Source organism: Streptomyces graminofaciens (assembly GCF_030294945.1).
Lineage (GTDB): Bacteria > Actinomycetota > Actinomycetes > Streptomycetales > Streptomycetaceae > Streptomyces > Streptomyces graminofaciens.
In genome coordinates this window covers 5,426,191-5,441,240 of the sequence record NZ_AP018448.1, presented here as the reverse complement: position 1 = coordinate 5,441,240, position 15,050 = coordinate 5,426,191, and the positions used below count along the sequence as shown (strand labels likewise).

Sequence of the window (15,050 nt, the reverse complement as noted above, 5' to 3'; positions counted from 1 at the left end):
CCTCGTACGACGGTTCTGTGGACCCGCCTCCCGAGGGCGCCCAGGCTGCCGGGGCTTTCGGCGGAAGGTCCACCGTCCATTGTCTCGTGGCCGCGCAAGTGGGCATCGGCCCTGTGACCGACACCACCGGCCACCACCCGACACCCCCCAAGAGATCCACGCCCCCACAACGCCCCTCACGCCCCCGGTACTCCCGCACCCGGGGACCCACACGCCCGGGGACCCAGACGCCCGCTACGCCCGCCCCCACACCACCCGATGCTTCGCCAACTCCGCCAGCACCGCGTGATTCGCCTCCCAGCCGTCCGGGAACTTCACGGTCACCCCCAGCTGCACCGGCTCCGTCGACGGATGGTCGTCGAGCAGCTCGGTCACACCCGCCCGGCACACCACGATGCACGCGTGCCGATGCCGGGACGCGAGCACGCACAGCCGACCGGTCTCCAGGTGGAACGCCGTCGCGTCGGGGCGCCCGGACAGCGGGTGCAGGACGACCGTGACGTCGTACTCCCGCCCCTGCAACCGGTTCGCCGTGTCCACGACCACATCCGCGACCCCCAGCTCGGCCAGCGCGGAGCGCACCGCGGCGGCCTGGTCCCGGTGTGCCGTGCCGACGGCGATCCGGTCGGCCGTCAGCGGCACGGGCTCCTCCGACCGCTCGGAGGTCGCCGCCCCACCACGGTCCACGAGCCGCCGTACGACCTGCGCGACCGCCCGTACCGCCTCGGGGTCCGTCCGGGGTGTGTGCCGCGCGGGCAGCTCCAGCAGGCCCCACCCCGACTCCGCCGCCTCGTCGATCACCCGGTCCGGGCCCGAGCCGTCCGACGGCACCGCGAAGGCCAGCCGCCGGTCCCCGTGTCCCGTACCGCTGCGGAACGGCGTGAACGGATAGAACGCGTCCGAGACCAGCGGCGCCGCCGATGCCGGGAGCCGCCACGACACCGGCAGCCGGTGCTGCGGCAGCTCGGGATTGTGGGCCAGCAGCGTCGTCACCGCCGAGGCCGACGGGTCGTACGACAGCCCTGCCCACTGCTCGCTGCCCACGATCGCGAACGGGTCCAGCTGCCCGGGGTCGCCCACGAACAGCGCCCGCTCGAACAGCCCGGCCACGGCCAGCAGCGCGTCCGACCGCATCTGGTACGCCTCGTCGACGATCGCGTGCCGCCACGGCTCGACGCCCTTGACGTGCGCCCACTTCGCGGCCGTGGAGATCACGACGTCCAACCCGGCCAGATCGCCCGCCTTCGTCGACTTCCGTACGTTCGCCAGTGCGTCCAGCGCCTTGTCGTACGGGTCGCTGTCGCTGCTGTGCAGTCGGCCGACCGGCAGGTCCGGGTCCTTCTCCGCGAGGCGGATCACCAGGTCGTCGACCTGCGCGTTCGTCTGCGCGATGACCATCAACGGGCGTCCGGCGGAGGCCAGTTCGAGCGCCGCGCGCACGACGAGGGTCGACTTCCCCGCACCGGGCGGCGAATCGACGACGACGCCCCGCGCGTCGCCGTGCAGCGTGTCGCGCAGGATCGCGTCGGTGGCGCGGCCGGCCGCTGCCCCGGGATCGAGCACGGCCTCGGCGGTGGTCACAACACGTCCTCCTCGGTCACCGGGTCCGGCAGCGGTACGGCGTCGGACTCACCCGGCGGCCCGCCGTGCGTCCACGGGGTCTCCTCCGGATCGGGCAGCTTCGCCCCACCCCGCTGGTCGTGCTCGAAGAGGGTGAAGCAGAGCAGATCCCCCTTCTCGGGCACGGACCCCGCCTCCGGCTCCTTGCCGCGCCCCATCTTGTCCATGATCCGCAGCACCAGCAGCCCGCCGTCCGGGCCGTCGCCGTCAGCGGCCTCGTACCCGACGAACTCCGCCGTCTGCGGCTTCCCGCCCAGCGAGCGGAACACCTTCGCCCGCTCCCCGAGATGCGGCCGGTCCTGCGTCCGTACGGTGACCAGCGGCCGGGGGCTCGGCCGCTTGCCCTCGCTGTACGCCATCACGACATCCGTGACCTCGCCCGCGAAGGCCTCCCCGGTGAGCCGCCGCCCGGCCATCACCAGCGGGTCGTCCAGGGCCTCCTGGGCGTCCAGCCGGGCCTGTTCGCGCTCCCGCGCGGCCAGTTTGTTCGCGGCGGTGACCGCGTCGTCGAGGCGCGGCTGCGGCGGCTCCCCGGCGACGATCCGGTCCCGGTGGCCGGTGAACGACCAGCGGTCGCGGGTCCACCGGTCGGCCGCGTGCGCACCCTCGGGCAGGGCGCGCAGCAGGTCCAAACCGTGCCAGACCGCGTCCCAGGTGGGCCGGGTGCGGCTCTCCACCAGGGCGCGGATCTCCCGCTCGGCGGCGGTGAGTTCACCGAACCGGTCGTCGGCCTCCAGACCGTCCTCGGCCGCTGCCAGGGCGAGCCGCGCGCGGTCGTAGCGCTCGATGGCCGGGGCCAGCAGCTTGTTGTCGAACGCCGGGTCGGTGGCGGGACCGGCCGGGGGCCACAGCAACTGGCCCTCGGCGTCCCGCGCCAGCTCGGCCCGGCGCGCCGCGGCCTCGCCCGATTCCCCCTCCGGGGGGTCGATCCAGGCGAGCAGCGACCCCAGGTGCTGGTCCTCCACCCCGGACTGCCCGGTCGCCCAGTGCCGCGACAGCAGGTCGGTCAGGGCGAGCAGCAGCGAGGAACCCGGCACCCGTGCCCGCTCCCCGAAGTGCGTGAGCCACCGCCCGAGCAACGGCACCCGGGGCGGCGCCGGATGGGGCGCCTCCGGGTCCTGCTCGGCGGTGCGCCGAAACCGCATGGAGCGCCCGAGCAGCCGTACCAGGTCGACGCCCGTGCGGCTGGGCACGATCAACTGCGGGGCGTCCGCGCACAGTTCGACCTCGACCTTGACGCGCTTGCCGGTCTCCGGATCGGTCTCGTTGCGCTCGGCGGCCTCCACCGCGTCCGCGTACCCGTCCACGTACGGCAGCACGATGTCCGCCAGCTCGGCCAGGAACGCGAACCGCAGGTCACGGTCCCGGGGCTGCGGCACGACCAGCAGGCGCGGCGCGTCCCGGTCGGTGCCGACGAGCGCGCCGAGCGGGGCGCCGGCCTCACCGGCGGTCGTGAGCGGCACGAACACGAGCGGGTGGTCGGACAGATGGCGGTGCCGGACCGTGGCGGCGGGCTGCGCACGGCCCGTACTGACGGCTTCGAGCCGGGCGAGGGTGGCGATCAGCGACACGGGACACCCTCCAGGACCTCGCCGGCCGTGCCCAGCGCCTCCGCGCGCAGCTCGGCCGCCCTTCTGAGCGCCGCGACCGCCGGATCCTCCGGGTCACCGGCCCTGCCGTGGGCCGCCGCCAGGACGTCCTCGACGGTGGTCAGCCCGCCCAGCTCGGCCCGCGCGGCCCGCCCCAGGGACGTCACCGCGCCCTCCGCGCGCGACCGCGTCCGGCAGTGGAAGGCCAGCTCGCAGGCGGCCAGGCACTCGGGGGCGTAGGCGGCGGGCAGCGCCTCGACGGCCGTGGTCAGCTCCTCCTGCGGGAGGTCCGGGGCGAAGCAGGTGCCCTCGGGCAGGGCGTCCGCGATCTCCTCGATACGCGTGAGCCGCGTCAACTGCCGACGCGTCACCGCCCGCTGCTTACGGACGTCCACGGCGGCGGCCGTCGGGAGGTTGGTGAAGTCCTTGGGGCAGACGAGCAGCACCCGATGCCGCACCTCGGGCGCCGGGTCGAGCCTGGCGGCGACCTCCTCCAGCGCCAGCACGTACACGGCGGACTGCCGGGCCGCCGCGCCGACCTTCGCCGGGTCCGCCGAACCGTCCAGCATCGGGAAGGACTTGATCTCCACGACCGTCCAGGTGCCGTCGGGGTGCACCACCACCGCGTCCGGCTCCAGGAACGCGGGGGAGCCCGCGACGTCCAGCGCCAGCATGGGGTGGTCGAGCAGCGCCCAGCCGCCGGCCTGCGAGGCCTCCCGCAACGCCAGCGCCGTACGGGCCGCGCGGCCCTCGGGGCCGACGGCGGCCAGGTCGGGCACCGAGGCCCCGACCGGTGGCTCGGCGCCCGGGTCCAGCCGCTCGTGCACCAGGCGCAGCAGCTCCGCGCCGCCGTCCGCCTTGACCCGGGCCTCGAAGGCGTTGCCCCGCATGAAGGCGAACTGTGACTGGCCGAAGGCGGAGGGCGAGCCGATGGCGCTCGCCAGCACCGCCTTGTTCACCCCCGCGCCGTCCAGCAGCGCACGCCGCTCGCAACCCGGGTTCGCCGCGAGCGCGGCGAGGGCGCGCGCGTCCAGCGCCTTCGGCGCGACATCGGGTCCGCGCAGCTCAGCGAGCCGGTGCCGGAGCGCCGTCCCCCGCGTCCGTGGGGGCGGCACCCGGCTCGGTTGCTGTTGCGCGCTGCCGTGGAATTCGCTCACCCGGGGAAGTCTGGCACCCACCACTGACAATTGGGGAAACCGTGCCCACAGAGGCACCTGCGACCGGGGTGACCGGAGCCGCCGCACGCCCCCCGGCCGCGGTGCCGGCCGACACCCCGAGCCCGAGCCCGAGCGCGACCCGGCACCGGTCCGCGATCCGCAGCACCACCGGCGTCAGCAGCAGACCCACGCCCATCACGGCCGCGCCCGCCGCCGCGTCGAGGAAGTAGTGGTTCGCCGTGCCCATCACCACGAGCGTGGTGATCAGCGGGTACGCGACGGCCGCGATCTTGGCGAGCCGTGTGCCGCCGTACCGCCAGAGCATCACGCCGCACCACAGCGCCCAGCCGACGTGCAGGCTCGGCATCGCCGCGTACTGGTTCGTCATGCCGCCGAGGCCCCGGGGAGCGCTCGCCTCGCCGCCCCACCAGCCCCACGAGCTGTAGTGGGCCATCGTGTCGACGAAGCCGTACGCCGGGTCGAGGAGCCGGGGCGGGCAGGTCGGGAGCAGGGTGAAGCCGATCAGGCCGATGAACGTGGAGGTCATCAGCCAGGTGCGGGCGGCCCGGTAGCGCACGGTGTGGGACCTGAAGAGCCACACCAGGAGCACGGGCGTCACCAGGTAGTGCAGTGACGCGTACCAGAAGTCGGCGGGTATCCCTATCCAGGGTTCACGCGTGAACAGGCGGTTGAGCGGATGCTCGGCGTTGAGCCACAGGGCCTTCTCCACGCGCAGGATCGCGAGTCCATGGTCGATGGCGCTCGACGTGTCGCCGCGGGCGAGCAGTCGGCCGCCCGAGTACGCCCCGTACACCAGCAGGATCAGCGGCAGCTCGGTCCACCAGCGGAGCCGCGTCCGTGGCGCCTGTGGCGCTGCCTCGGTAACCGGTGCGTCTATCGCATCGGCTGCCTCGGTCTGCGGCATCCGATCGCCCCCCTATACGTGTTGTGTGTAGCGCGTGTGACGTGTGTGGTGCTTGTGCAGGACGTTGTCCAAGACGCCGAGATCGCCTCTCGGGTTGCCACAGGACAGCGTGCGCGATGATGGACACATCCGCCCCCGAATTCTCCCTTCTCTCAGAAGGCTCCTGAAAGGCCCCCCATGGCACCGCGCATCCTGCTGGCCCGACACGGACAGACGGAATGGTCTCTGCTCGGGAAGCACACCGGCAGGACGGACGTCCCTCTCATCGAAGAGGGCCGTCGTGGCGCGAAACTGCTCGGCGAGCGCCTGCACCGGGCGCCGCTGGACGGCCTCCTCGGGGTCGAGATCCGCACGAGCCCGCTCTCACGCGCGCGTGAGACCTGCGCACTGGCGGGCTTCGGCGACCGGGCGACCGAGTGGGACACGCTGATGGAGGTGGACTACGGCGCGTACGAGGGCCTCACCCCGGCCGAGATCCAGGCCGTCCGCCCCGGCTGGCTGATGTGGCGCGACGGCGTCCCCGAAGGGGAGACCCTCCAGCAGCTCACCACGCGCGCGGACGAGGTGGTCGCGTGGGCGCGCAGCGAGGAGCGTGACGTACTGGTGTTCGCCCATGGGCACATCCTGCGGTCGATAGCCGCGCGCTGGCTGGGCCTGGGGATCGACTTCGCGGCCCGCGTGCGACTGAACCCGACGTCGCTGTCGGTACTGGGCTGGGCGTACGGCGACCCGGCGATCGAGTCGTGGAACGACACGGGGCATCTCGCGTAACTGCGGGCATCGTGCCGCTGGGGCGGCTCCCGTCCCAGAGAGAGCGGCACCCGGCAGGCGCCGGTGAGCGAAGCCGCCTGAGCGAAGCCGCCCCGAGCTCGGCGCAGCCGCCGGGCACCCGGAAACCAGGGCTACGTGCTCCGCGCAACCCCCGCATGCCGCTCCAGGAACGCCGACACCCCGGACGCCCGCCGATGCGGCAGCAACACCCGCGCGGTCCCCGCCAGCATCGTCTGCACCCGCGACGACTGGACCTCGTCCAGCAGATCGAGCACCCGCATCCCGGCCGCCGCCGCCTCGTCCGGCCGCCCCCCGCGCGCGAGATCGTCGGCGAGCTCGGCGGTGTACAGCGCGATGTTCCGCGTGAAGTGCGGATCCTGGAGCCCGGCCGCGCGACGGGCGTGCCGCGCCGCCCGCGGCCAGTCGCCCAGCGTGGACCAGCACTGCGCCTCCAGGCCCTCCAGCTCGGCCTCCCCGTAGAAGCTCATCCACTCCGGATCGGCGTCGGAGACACCCCGCCCGTACAGCGCCTTCGCCCGGGCCAGCGCCTGCTCGCAGGCGGTGCGGTCGGCGAGCCCCGCCCAGCCGCCGGCCTCCCTGAGGGCCAGCAGCGACATCAGCCGCGCCGACCCCAGCGGCCGGGCCACCCGCTGCGCGGCCTGCGCGGCCCGTACGGCCTCACGTGGCCGCCCCGCGTCGCGCGCGAGGAACGCGGTGTTGCAGAACGCGTGCGCCTCCAGGGCGGCGTCGCCCGACATCCGGGCCGTGGCCAGGGCCTCCGCGTAGTGCGAGCGGGCGTCGTCGAACCGCCCCGAGTCGTGCGCCAACCAGCCCACGGAGATGGCGAGTTCGCCCGCCCCCGCGTACAGCCGGTCGGTCGTCGTCTGTCGGGTGGTGCCCGCGTCGAGCAGCGCGTACGCCGTCCGCAGCGGTGCCGCGGCCCTGCGGTACAGCCCGTCCGCCCCGTGCCGGTCGTCGAGCACCCGGATCTTGCGTACGGCCGCTTCGAGGGCGCCCGCCTCGGCCGTACCCGCCCGGTGGACGGACCGGCCCGTGGCCGAGGCCGTGCCGGAGAAGACGAAAGGGCCCAGCGAAGCGGCCGCCATAGCGGCGGTACCGCCGGTCATGAATGCGCGACGTTGCACGTCGCTCTCCTCGTGGTCCTGGTACGTATCCCGAGAGCCGCGCGTGTAGCCCGTGTCGTCCCGCGGGTCGTGCGTGTCGTACATCTCTTGCGTGTCATACGGCTCGTGAGCCCCGTCCGTCTCACCTCGCGTCCCGTGCGAGGTGTGCGAGCGGCTTTCGATGTGAGGCGAGGGCGCCTCGTCGGAGCCGCGCGCCCCCCGGCCGCGTACCTCCGCGCGGGGCGCGAACCCCAGGTCGGTGAGGGTGCGGCCGGGGAACATATGCAGGAACACCCGCTCGTAGGCGTAGTTGGGGCAGCGGATCTCGCCCGCCTCGACCCGCCCGACGTACCGCGCGTCACAGCTCACCCGCTCGCCGATCTCACGCGCGGCCCTCCGTACCGCCGCGGCGAACTCGCCAGGCGAACGCTGCCCGCGCAGCTGTCGGAAGGCGAGATTCGGCTGCTGTGGTCGGGGGGACTGGGACGAGGTCACCGTTGACGACGCCATGGCCGGGCCCTCTCTCGCGAACCGTCGAACCGTGCCGGATTGAGGGTGACTTGTCCGTGTGGCGCACGGTTGGTTCACCTGTGTCCGGCGGGGCAAGAACGTACCCGCCCGATCGGGGTCGCCACGCAAGGTTTAGCTACAAACCGGATATGTCATCCAGGATCTGCCATGAACTGCCATCCTTTGCGGCGCAGTTTCGCCGTAGCCGTTGACGGTCCCGCGCGTTGGGCATCGTGGACCGGGAGCCGCCCGAACCCCCGATCCGCATGCTGGAGCCGGAGGGGGCTGTACGTGTGTTGGAGGCCCGGATGAACAACGTCGAACCCCGGAACAACGTCGAACCCCGCAACACCGACGCCGGTACGCCGTCGGAGGCCGCGCGCCACTGGTCGACCCCCGAGCCCCCCTCCCCGCCCCCGCAGTCGCCCGCCGAGTGCGACCTCGTGACCGTCCCCGCCCGCCAGGGCCTGGAAGCGGTCGACATCCTCCGCCGCGGCGCCCTCGACACGGTCGGGCCCGACATGGCCGTGGGCCCCGTCCTGCACGACGACAGCTGCCACACCCTCGGCTTCATCGTCCCGCCCGGCACCGCCGACGCCTGGGACGTCCCCGGCAGCACCTGCACCCAGAGCGACGGCCGGGGCGCCGTCCTCGCCCCCTCCGACGGCGCCGACTGGCTCCTCCCACCCGCCGAGGCGGACCTCGCGACCGACCCGGCGGTGCTCCGGGCGGCCCTCGGCGAGGCGGCCCGGCTGATCGAGGCGGCCGACAACCGCCAGTAGCCACCACCGGTGAGCCGACGCCTCCATGGGCGTCGATAATGGCCGTGTGGGCAGGTCGAAGAAGGCGCAGGCGCAGTCGGGCGGCGCGCGGCGCGGGCAAGCGGTCGAAGCCGTCGTGGAGGCGGTCGACGGGGGGCTCGCCGAGCTGATCCCGGACCGGGACCGGGCGCGCGCGTGGACGCTGCTGGTCGACGGCGCCCCGCAGTCGCACGTCGACCTCGACGACCCCTCGTACCTGTCCTTCGAGTACCAGCGCCGCCTCGGTCATGTCATAGACCTCGTCGCCCCGCCGGGCCGCCCCGTGCACGCCGTACACCTCGGCGGCGGCGCCCTCACCCTCGCCCGGTACGTCGCCGCCACCCGCCCCCGCTCCACCCAGCAGGTCGTCGAATGCGACGCGGCTCTCGTCCAACTCGTCCGCCGTGAACTGCCGCTGGACCCCAACGCGCGTATCAGGGTGCGATCCACGGACGCCCGCGAAGGCCTCGCCAAGGTGCCGGACGGCTGGGCGGACCTGCTCGTCGCGGACGTCTTCAGCGCGGCGCGCACCCCGGCGCACTTGACGTCGACGGAGTTCCTGACGGACGTACGCCGGGTCGTGAAATCCGGCGGTGTCTACGCCGCCAACCTCGCCGACGGCCCCCCGCTCGCCCATCTGCGCGGCCAGATCGCCACCGCGGCCGCCGTCTTCCCCGAGCTGGCGCTGGTCGCCGACCCGACCGTGCTGCGGGGCAAACGATTCGGCAACGCGGTCCTCGTCGCCTCCGACCATCCGCTGCCCCTCGCCGAACTGACCCGCCGCGCCGCCTCCGACCCGCACCCCGGCCGCGTCGAACACGGCAGGGCGCTCCTCGACTTCACGGGCGGGGCCACACCCGTGACGGACGCGGCGGCGGTCGCCTCGCCGGCGCCCCCGTCGTCGGTGTTCCGCTAGGGCCTGTCGTCGCGCGGCAGACGGGAATCTGACGACAGGCCCTGGGCCCTGTCGTTTCAGAAGTCCTGGACGTCCACGCGGGGCGCGCTGTCGTGCCAGGTGCAGAACACCGACACCCGGTCCGCGCCGGAGGCGAAGTCGACCCGGATCCAGGTCTCCGTCTTCCACACCTGCATCGACCAGCCCGAACCGGGCGTGGCCGACACGAGGGTCGCGTACGCCTCGCCGAGCGAGAAGACGACCCGGCCGCCGTCGGTGTCGTAGCTCTTGATCCGGCCGGAGGGGGTGGGACTGGGGCGTGCCGTGGCGGACTCGGCGGCCGTGGGGCGGGGCGTCGGCGTACTCGTGCGGTTCTTCTCGGGGCGTCTCGTGCCCGGTGACGGCTTCGGGCTTTTCGTGGGCGTGTCGAGCACCGGTGCCGCCGGGGCCGTGGCGTCGGCGGCCGTGATGGGCAGGGCGCGGGGCGGGTCGTAGGCGGTGCCGGCCAGCACCGTGTGGACTCCCCACCACGACAGCGTGACCGCCGCGCCCGTGGCGAGCAGCCAAGCCAGTAGGTGGAGGAGTCCTCTGCGCATCGCGGCCATAGTGCCCCACGAGCCCCACGAGTGTCGTGGGTTGGGGCCTGCGCGGGCCTGTGGACAGGGGCTGTGGAGGAGTTGTCCACAGGCTCGGACCGGCCTCGCTCGCATGGCGTACGGTGCGGCGCATGGCAAGTGTGCTCGTGGTCGAGGACGACCAGTTCGTACGCTCGGCGCTGATCAGGCATCTGACGGACGCCGCACACACCGTGCGCAGCGTCGGTACGGCCCTGGAAGCGCTGCGCGAGGTCGCCCACTTCCGCTTCGACGTGGTGATCCTCGACCTCGGACTGCCCGACCTCGACGGCTCCGAGGCGCTGAAGATGCTGCGCGGCATCACCGACGTACCGGTGATCATCGCCACCGCGAGGGACGACGAGACGGAGATCGTCAGACTGCTGAACGCGGGCGCGGACGACTATCTGACCAAGCCGTTCTCGGTCGAGCACCTGTCCGCGCGGATGGCGGCGGTACTGCGCCGCTCGCGCGCCTCCACCGGCGAGGCACCCCCGTCCTCGGTCATCCGCGTCGGCGGCCTGACCATCGACCCACTGCGCCGCCAGGCGGAGTTGGACGGCGTACGACTGGACCTCACCCGACGAGAGTTCGACCTCCTCGCGTTCCTCGCCGGGCGACCGGGCGTGGTCGTACCACGCAAGGAACTCCTCGCCGAGGTCTGGCAGCAGTCGTACGGGGACGACCAGACCATTGACGTTCATCTGTCGTGGCTGCGGCGGAAATTGGGCGAGACGGCGGCGAAACCGCGCTATCTGTACACCGTGCGCGGGGTCGGAGTGAAGCTGGAGCCACCGGGAGCGGGGTCGCGGCCATGAGGTGGGCGCTGGTCAAGGTGTGCGTGGCGGTGACGGCGATGGTCGTGGTCGCCTTCGCGGTCCCGCTCGGGCTGGTCGTCAAGGAGATGGCACGGGACCGGGCCTTCTCGAACGCCGAGCGGGAGGCGGCCGCGATCGCCCCGGCGCTGTCCATCACCACCGACCGGGAGCAGTTGGAGCGGGTCGTGGCCTCGGCGGGGTCGGACGACGGGATCGCGGTCCACATACCGGCCGGCGGCAAGGGGGAGGCGATCGACCTCGGGCGGCGCCGGGCCTCCGTCAAGGACATCGCCACCGTGCGCGAGCTGGGCCGGGCGTCCACGGCCGAGGTGCCCGGCGGCTCCGCGCTGCTCCAGCCCACCGCGCTCAGCTCGGGCCGGATAGCGGTCGTCGAGGTGTACGTCCCACAGGCCGCGGTGAGCAACGGCGTGGCCACGGCCTGGGCGGTGCTCGCCGGGGTGGGCGTCGCGCTGGTCGTCGGCTCGGTCGCGGTGGCCGACCGGCTCGGCGTACGCATGGTCGGGCCGGCCCGGCGGCTGGTGGAGAGCGCGCACGACCTGGGGGAGGGGAAGTTGGGTGCGAGGGTGCCCGAGGAGGGGCCGAAGGAACTGCGCCGGGCGGCGGTGGCGTTCAACGCGATGGCCGATCAGGTGGTCCAACTGCTGGCGAACGAAAGGGAGTTGGCGGCAGACCTGTCCCATCGGCTGCGCACGCCCCTCACCGTGCTGCGGCTCAACGCGGCCTCGCTCGGTGACGGTCCTGCCGCCGAGCAGACCCGGGCGGCGGTCGAGCAGTTGGAGCGGGAGGTCGACACGATCATCCGTACGGCCAGGGAGGCCAAGCCGCAGACCGCGGCGATCGGGCCCGGCGCCGGGTGCGACGCGGCCGAGGTGGTCCGGGAGCGGATGGCGTTCTGGTCGGCGCTGGCGGAGGACGAGGGCCGCAAGTGGCGGGTGGCCGGGGTCGAGCGCCCGGTCCGCATACCCGTGGCCCGCCCCGACCTGGCCGCCGCCCTCGACGCCCTGCTCGGCAATGTCTTCCGGCACACGGCGGAGGGCACGGCCTTCGCCGTCGATGTGCACGACGCCGAGGACGCGGTGATCGTGCTCGTCTCCGACGCGGGCCCCGGCATAGCCGACCCCGAGGCGGCGATCGCCCGCGGCCGAGGCTCCGGCACCGACGGCTCCACCGGTCTCGGCCTGGACATCGTGCGCCGCCTCGCCGAGTCGACGGGCGGGGACGTACGGATCGGCTCGTCGGTGCTGGGCGGGACCGAGGTGCGGATATGGATCCAACTGGGTGGGACGGCGCCGGTGCGTAGGGGGCACCGGGGCGCGGTACGGCGGCGGTGGCGTGTATCCAGCCCGTCCGGTGTTTGAGGGGACGAGGCCGACGGTCGACAAAGGGGGGCTTGGAGAGGGGGACCAGGGGGGCGCAGAGCCCAGGAACGGGCCGGTAGGGGCAGGACGACGGGTAGGCGCCCGGCGGATAGGGGCGGCGGGGGCGAGTGAAACCGCTCAGGACCACCCGGCCGGTCAGCGGCGGAACAGCGCGGTCCACAGGAACGGCTCGCCGAACGTCGCCGAGTCGGACGGTTCGTCGTGCATACGGCGGAGTTCGAGTTCGGTGAGGTCGGAGAAGACGTGGCGGAGGGAGTCGGGGGTGTAGGCGAGGCCGCCCTGGAGGCCGGTGTGCCGGTAGAAGGCGGCGTCCGGGAGCTCGGAGCCCATGGCGCCGGCGGCGAAGCAGGTGAGGGAGAAGTGGCCGCCGGGAGCGAGGAGCCGGTCGAGGAGGGCGAGATAGCTGACGCGGCGGTGGGGCGGAAGGTGGTGGAAGCAGCCGGAGTCGTGGATCAGGTCGTAGGGGCCGGTCAACGCGGTCGAGGTGAAGGCGTTGCCGCAGTGGAAGCGGATGGCGCTCGCCGCCTGTTCGCCGGCCTCGGCGACGCGTTCCCCGGCCCAGGCGATGGCGGTGGGGGAGAGGTCGATCGCGTCCACCCGGTAGCCGCGGGCGGCCAGGTGGAGGGCGTTGCGGCCGGGGCCGCAGCCGAGGTCGAGGGCGCGGCCGCGTGGGGGGACCAGGCCGCGGTCCAGGTAGGAGACCAGGTTCTCGTCGGGCTTCGACACGAAGAACGGGACCGGTCTGGAGCGGTCGGCGTAGAAGCCGTCCCACCAGGACGCGCCGTCCGCCGTCCAGCGGTCGGCCTCGGGTGCGAACAGGCCGTCCATGAGGCTGAGCACGTCGTCGATCGTACGGATGTTCCGGTCCGCGTCGCGCATGTCGTCCGGTTCCCCTCTCGGTAGACGGGAAATCTAGCGGCGGATCGGGAGGAAGGCCAGGTCGGAGGGGGTGGGGGGAGGGGCGGGAGGGGGTGGGGGGAGGGGGACCGAGCAGAGGCAGGGCCCCGGGGCCCCAGGCCCGCCCTTCGGCCCTCCAAGCCCCCTTCGCGCGCCTTGACGGGGGCCTCCTGGGATCGGGGCGGCGTACGTTCCGCGACCGCGACCCCGTCCACCGGCAAACCACCCCCCACACCTTCGAAAGCCGTATACGAGCAACGGCACCGCAACAACCCCCGGCCCCTCCCCGCCCACATCGCCACTGTGAGTCGCCGCACGCTTCGAGCGCGCGGACAGGAGGGTCATTGAGGGGTGGGGTCGGGGCATCGTGCCCGGTGGGGCTTCTGTGATCGTTCCCAGTCGATCACGCCCTCCGCCCTACTGGTTGCCGTAGGACCCCATACGTGTCGATTACGTTTCGACAAAGGGCGCCTTCACCTCTTGACGCATGACCGGACATACGGCTGGTATTGCGCCCACGATGTTCGGTCGAGTCGATTTCTGGTCGCTTTCGACGAGACGTGGCGCATTTTCTGTCACACATTGGCCGAACCCCTGTCGTCAGGAGCCGTTCATGCAGCACACTCCCTCCGGTCTCTCTATCCCGGGCCCCAGCCGCCGCACCATGCTGCGCGGCATAGGCGGCGCCGCCGCGCTCGGCGCCGGCATTCCCCTGCTCAGCGCCTGTGGCGGCAGTGACACGTCTGCCGACCCGAAGACCGTCACTCTCGGCTCCAACGCCTCGGACGCGGTGCCGAAGAAGGCGTTCGCCGAGATCTACGCGGCCTTCAAGAAGCAGTCCGGGATCACGGTCGACGTGAACACCAAGGACCACAACACCTTCCAGGAGCAGATCAACTCCTACCTGCAGGGCACGCCGGACGACGTGTTCCACTGGTTCGCGGGCTACCGCATGCAGTTCTTCGCGAACAAGGGTCTGGCCACCCCGATCGACGACGTGTGGAAGACCATCGGGGGCAACTTCCCGGACGCGATGAAGAAGCTCAGCCAGGGCGAGGACGGCAAGTTCTACTTCGTGCCGCTGTACACGTACCCGTGGGCGCTCTTCTACCGCAAGAGCGTCTTCAAGGAGAAGGGCTACGAGGTCCCGACCACCTGGTCCGACTTCATCGCGCTGTGCAAGCAGATGAAGAAGGACGGCCTGGTGCCGATCGCGTTCGGTGACAAGGACGCCTGGCCCGCGCTGGGCACGTTCGACCAGATCAACTTCCGTACCAACGGCTACGACTTCCATGTGGAGCTGATGGCGGGCAAGGCCTCCTGGACCGACAAGCGGGTCCGTGCGGCCTTCGACAACTGGGCCGAGATCCTTCCCTATCACCAGGACGGCGCGGTCGGCCGTACGTGGCAGGACGCGGCGCAGACCCTGGTGTCGAAGAAGGCGGGCATGTACCTGCTGGGTACGTTCGTGGGCCAGCAGTTCACCGACAAGGCCGACCTGGACGACCTGGACTTCTTCGCCTTCCCGGAGATCGACCCGGCCTACGGCCAGGACACCGTCGAGGCCCCCACCGACGGCTACATGCTGAGCAAGTCCCCGAAGAACAAGTCGGGCGCGGTCAAGCTGCTGGAGTTCCTGGGCACGCCGGAGGCGGAGCAGATCTACCTCAAGGCCGACCCGAACGTGGTGGCCGCCTCGACCAAGGCCGACACCTCCTCGTACTCGCCGCTGCAGAAGAAGGCGTACGAGATGATCAACGGGGCGAAGAGCCTGACGCAGTACATGGACCGTGACAGCCGTCCGGACTTCACCTCCACGGTGATGCAGCCGGCGCTGCAGAAGTTCATCCGCGACCCCAAGGGCGTCGACAGCCTGCTCTCGTCGATCGAGCGCCAGAAGAAGACGATCTTCGCCTCCTGATGACTTCCG

13 protein-coding genes are annotated in these 15,050 nt (G+C 72.5%); 6 read left to right on the top strand and 7 right to left on the bottom strand.

Going from position 1 to position 15,050, the window contains the following annotated elements; genetic code table 11:
- Positions 1-234: 234 nt before the first annotated feature.
- Genes SGFS_RS23210 through SGFS_RS23195 form a run of 4 tightly spaced genes read right to left on the bottom strand, consistent with a single transcriptional unit; the run spans position 235 to position 5,291 of the window.
- A complete protein-coding gene (locus SGFS_RS23210; RefSeq protein WP_286253019.1) occupies positions 235-1,581 on the bottom strand; it encodes an AAA domain-containing protein in 1,347 nt (448 codons plus the stop codon).
- The gene (locus SGFS_RS23205; RefSeq protein ID WP_286253017.1) at positions 1,578-3,191 is read right to left on the bottom strand and encodes a hypothetical protein; all 1,614 of its coding nucleotides are present in this window, start codon (positions 3,189-3,191) and stop codon (positions 1,578-1,580) included. The genes SGFS_RS23210 and SGFS_RS23205 overlap by 4 nt, the downstream gene beginning before the upstream one ends.
- Entirely contained in the window at positions 3,182-4,324 is a 1,143-nt protein-coding gene (locus SGFS_RS23200) for a hypothetical protein (protein WP_286260022.1), read from the bottom strand. Before SGFS_RS23200 ends, SGFS_RS23205 begins: the two co-directional genes overlap by 10 nt.
- Positions 4,275-5,291, bottom strand: coding sequence for a phosphatase PAP2 family protein (locus SGFS_RS23195; RefSeq protein ID WP_286253016.1), 1,017 nt, complete (start codon positions 5,289-5,291; stop codon positions 4,275-4,277). Before SGFS_RS23195 ends, SGFS_RS23200 begins: the two co-directional genes overlap by 50 nt.
- A 177-nt stretch (positions 5,292-5,468) precedes the next feature.
- On the opposite strand from SGFS_RS23195, the gene SGFS_RS23190 reads away from it, so the two are divergent.
- A complete protein-coding gene (locus SGFS_RS23190) occupies positions 5,469-6,062 on the top strand; it encodes a histidine phosphatase family protein (protein ID WP_286253015.1) in 594 nt (197 codons plus the stop codon).
- Positions 6,063-6,193: 131 nt separating this feature from the next.
- Here SGFS_RS23190 and SGFS_RS23185 read toward each other — a convergent pair whose 3' ends face one another.
- Positions 6,194-7,696 (bottom strand): hypothetical protein, encoded by a 1,503-nt coding sequence (locus SGFS_RS23185; protein WP_286253011.1) that lies wholly within the window; start codon positions 7,694-7,696, stop codon positions 6,194-6,196.
- A 308-nt stretch (positions 7,697-8,004) separates the two neighbouring features.
- Between SGFS_RS23185 and SGFS_RS23180 the strand changes: the two genes are divergently transcribed.
- Together SGFS_RS23180 and SGFS_RS23175 are read left to right on the top strand one after the other, a co-directional pair.
- Complete coding sequence (locus SGFS_RS23180; RefSeq protein WP_286260021.1) at positions 8,005-8,478, top strand: hypothetical protein; 474 nt, start codon at positions 8,005-8,007, stop codon at positions 8,476-8,478.
- A 46-nt stretch (positions 8,479-8,524) separates the two neighbouring features.
- Entirely contained in the window at positions 8,525-9,412 is an 888-nt protein-coding gene (locus SGFS_RS23175) for a spermidine synthase (RefSeq protein WP_286253009.1), read from the top strand.
- Between the two features lie 56 nt (positions 9,413-9,468).
- Here SGFS_RS23175 and SGFS_RS23170 read toward each other — a convergent pair whose 3' ends face one another.
- The gene (locus SGFS_RS23170) at positions 9,469-9,987 is read right to left on the bottom strand and encodes a hypothetical protein (RefSeq protein WP_286253006.1); all 519 of its coding nucleotides are present in this window, start codon (positions 9,985-9,987) and stop codon (positions 9,469-9,471) included.
- Between the two features lie 131 nt (positions 9,988-10,118).
- Here SGFS_RS23170 and SGFS_RS23165 point away from each other — a divergent pair, with 131 nt between their 5' ends.
- On the top strand, positions 10,119-10,823 hold the full coding sequence (locus SGFS_RS23165) for a response regulator transcription factor (RefSeq protein ID WP_286253004.1): 705 nt from the start codon (positions 10,119-10,121) through the stop codon (positions 10,821-10,823).
- Positions 10,820-12,202, top strand: a complete 1,383-nt coding sequence (locus tag SGFS_RS23160) for a sensor histidine kinase (protein WP_286253002.1) — start codon at positions 10,820-10,822, stop codon at positions 12,200-12,202. The genes SGFS_RS23165 and SGFS_RS23160 overlap by 4 nt, the downstream gene beginning before the upstream one ends.
- A 156-nt stretch (positions 12,203-12,358) precedes the next feature.
- Here SGFS_RS23160 and SGFS_RS23155 read toward each other — a convergent pair whose 3' ends face one another.
- Positions 12,359-13,102: a class I SAM-dependent methyltransferase gene (locus tag SGFS_RS23155; RefSeq protein ID WP_286253000.1), complete on the bottom strand. Its 744-nt coding sequence runs from the start codon at positions 13,100-13,102 to the stop codon at positions 12,359-12,361.
- A 631-nt stretch (positions 13,103-13,733) separates the two neighbouring features.
- Between SGFS_RS23155 and SGFS_RS23150 the strand changes: the two genes are divergently transcribed.
- Complete coding sequence (locus SGFS_RS23150) at positions 13,734-15,041, top strand: ABC transporter substrate-binding protein (RefSeq protein ID WP_286252998.1); 1,308 nt, start codon at positions 13,734-13,736, stop codon at positions 15,039-15,041.
- Positions 15,042-15,050: the final 9 nt, after the last annotated feature.

Excerpts from the sequence above, each read along its gene's own strand:
- SGFS_RS23195 (WP_286253016.1), bottom strand. The coding sequence starts at position 5,291 with ATGCCGCAGACCGAGGCAGCCGATGCGATAGACGCACCGGTTACCGAG.
- SGFS_RS23190 (WP_286253015.1), top strand. The coding sequence starts at position 5,469 with ATGGCACCGCGCATCCTGCTGGCCCGACACGGACAGACGGAATGGTCT.
- SGFS_RS23185 (WP_286253011.1), bottom strand. The coding sequence starts at position 7,696 with ATGGCGTCGTCAACGGTGACCTCGTCCCAGTCCCCCCGACCACAGCAG.
- SGFS_RS23180 (WP_286260021.1), top strand. The coding sequence starts at position 8,005 with ATGAACAACGTCGAACCCCGGAACAACGTCGAACCCCGCAACACCGAC.
- SGFS_RS23170 (WP_286253006.1), bottom strand. The coding sequence starts at position 9,987 with ATGCGCAGAGGACTCCTCCACCTACTGGCTTGGCTGCTCGCCACGGGC.
- SGFS_RS23165 (WP_286253004.1), top strand. The coding sequence starts at position 10,119 with ATGGCAAGTGTGCTCGTGGTCGAGGACGACCAGTTCGTACGCTCGGCG.
- SGFS_RS23160 (WP_286253002.1), top strand. The coding sequence starts at position 10,820 with ATGAGGTGGGCGCTGGTCAAGGTGTGCGTGGCGGTGACGGCGATGGTC.
- SGFS_RS23155 (WP_286253000.1), bottom strand. The coding sequence starts at position 13,102 with ATGCGCGACGCGGACCGGAACATCCGTACGATCGACGACGTGCTCAGC.
- SGFS_RS23150 (WP_286252998.1), top strand. The coding sequence starts at position 13,734 with ATGCAGCACACTCCCTCCGGTCTCTCTATCCCGGGCCCCAGCCGCCGC.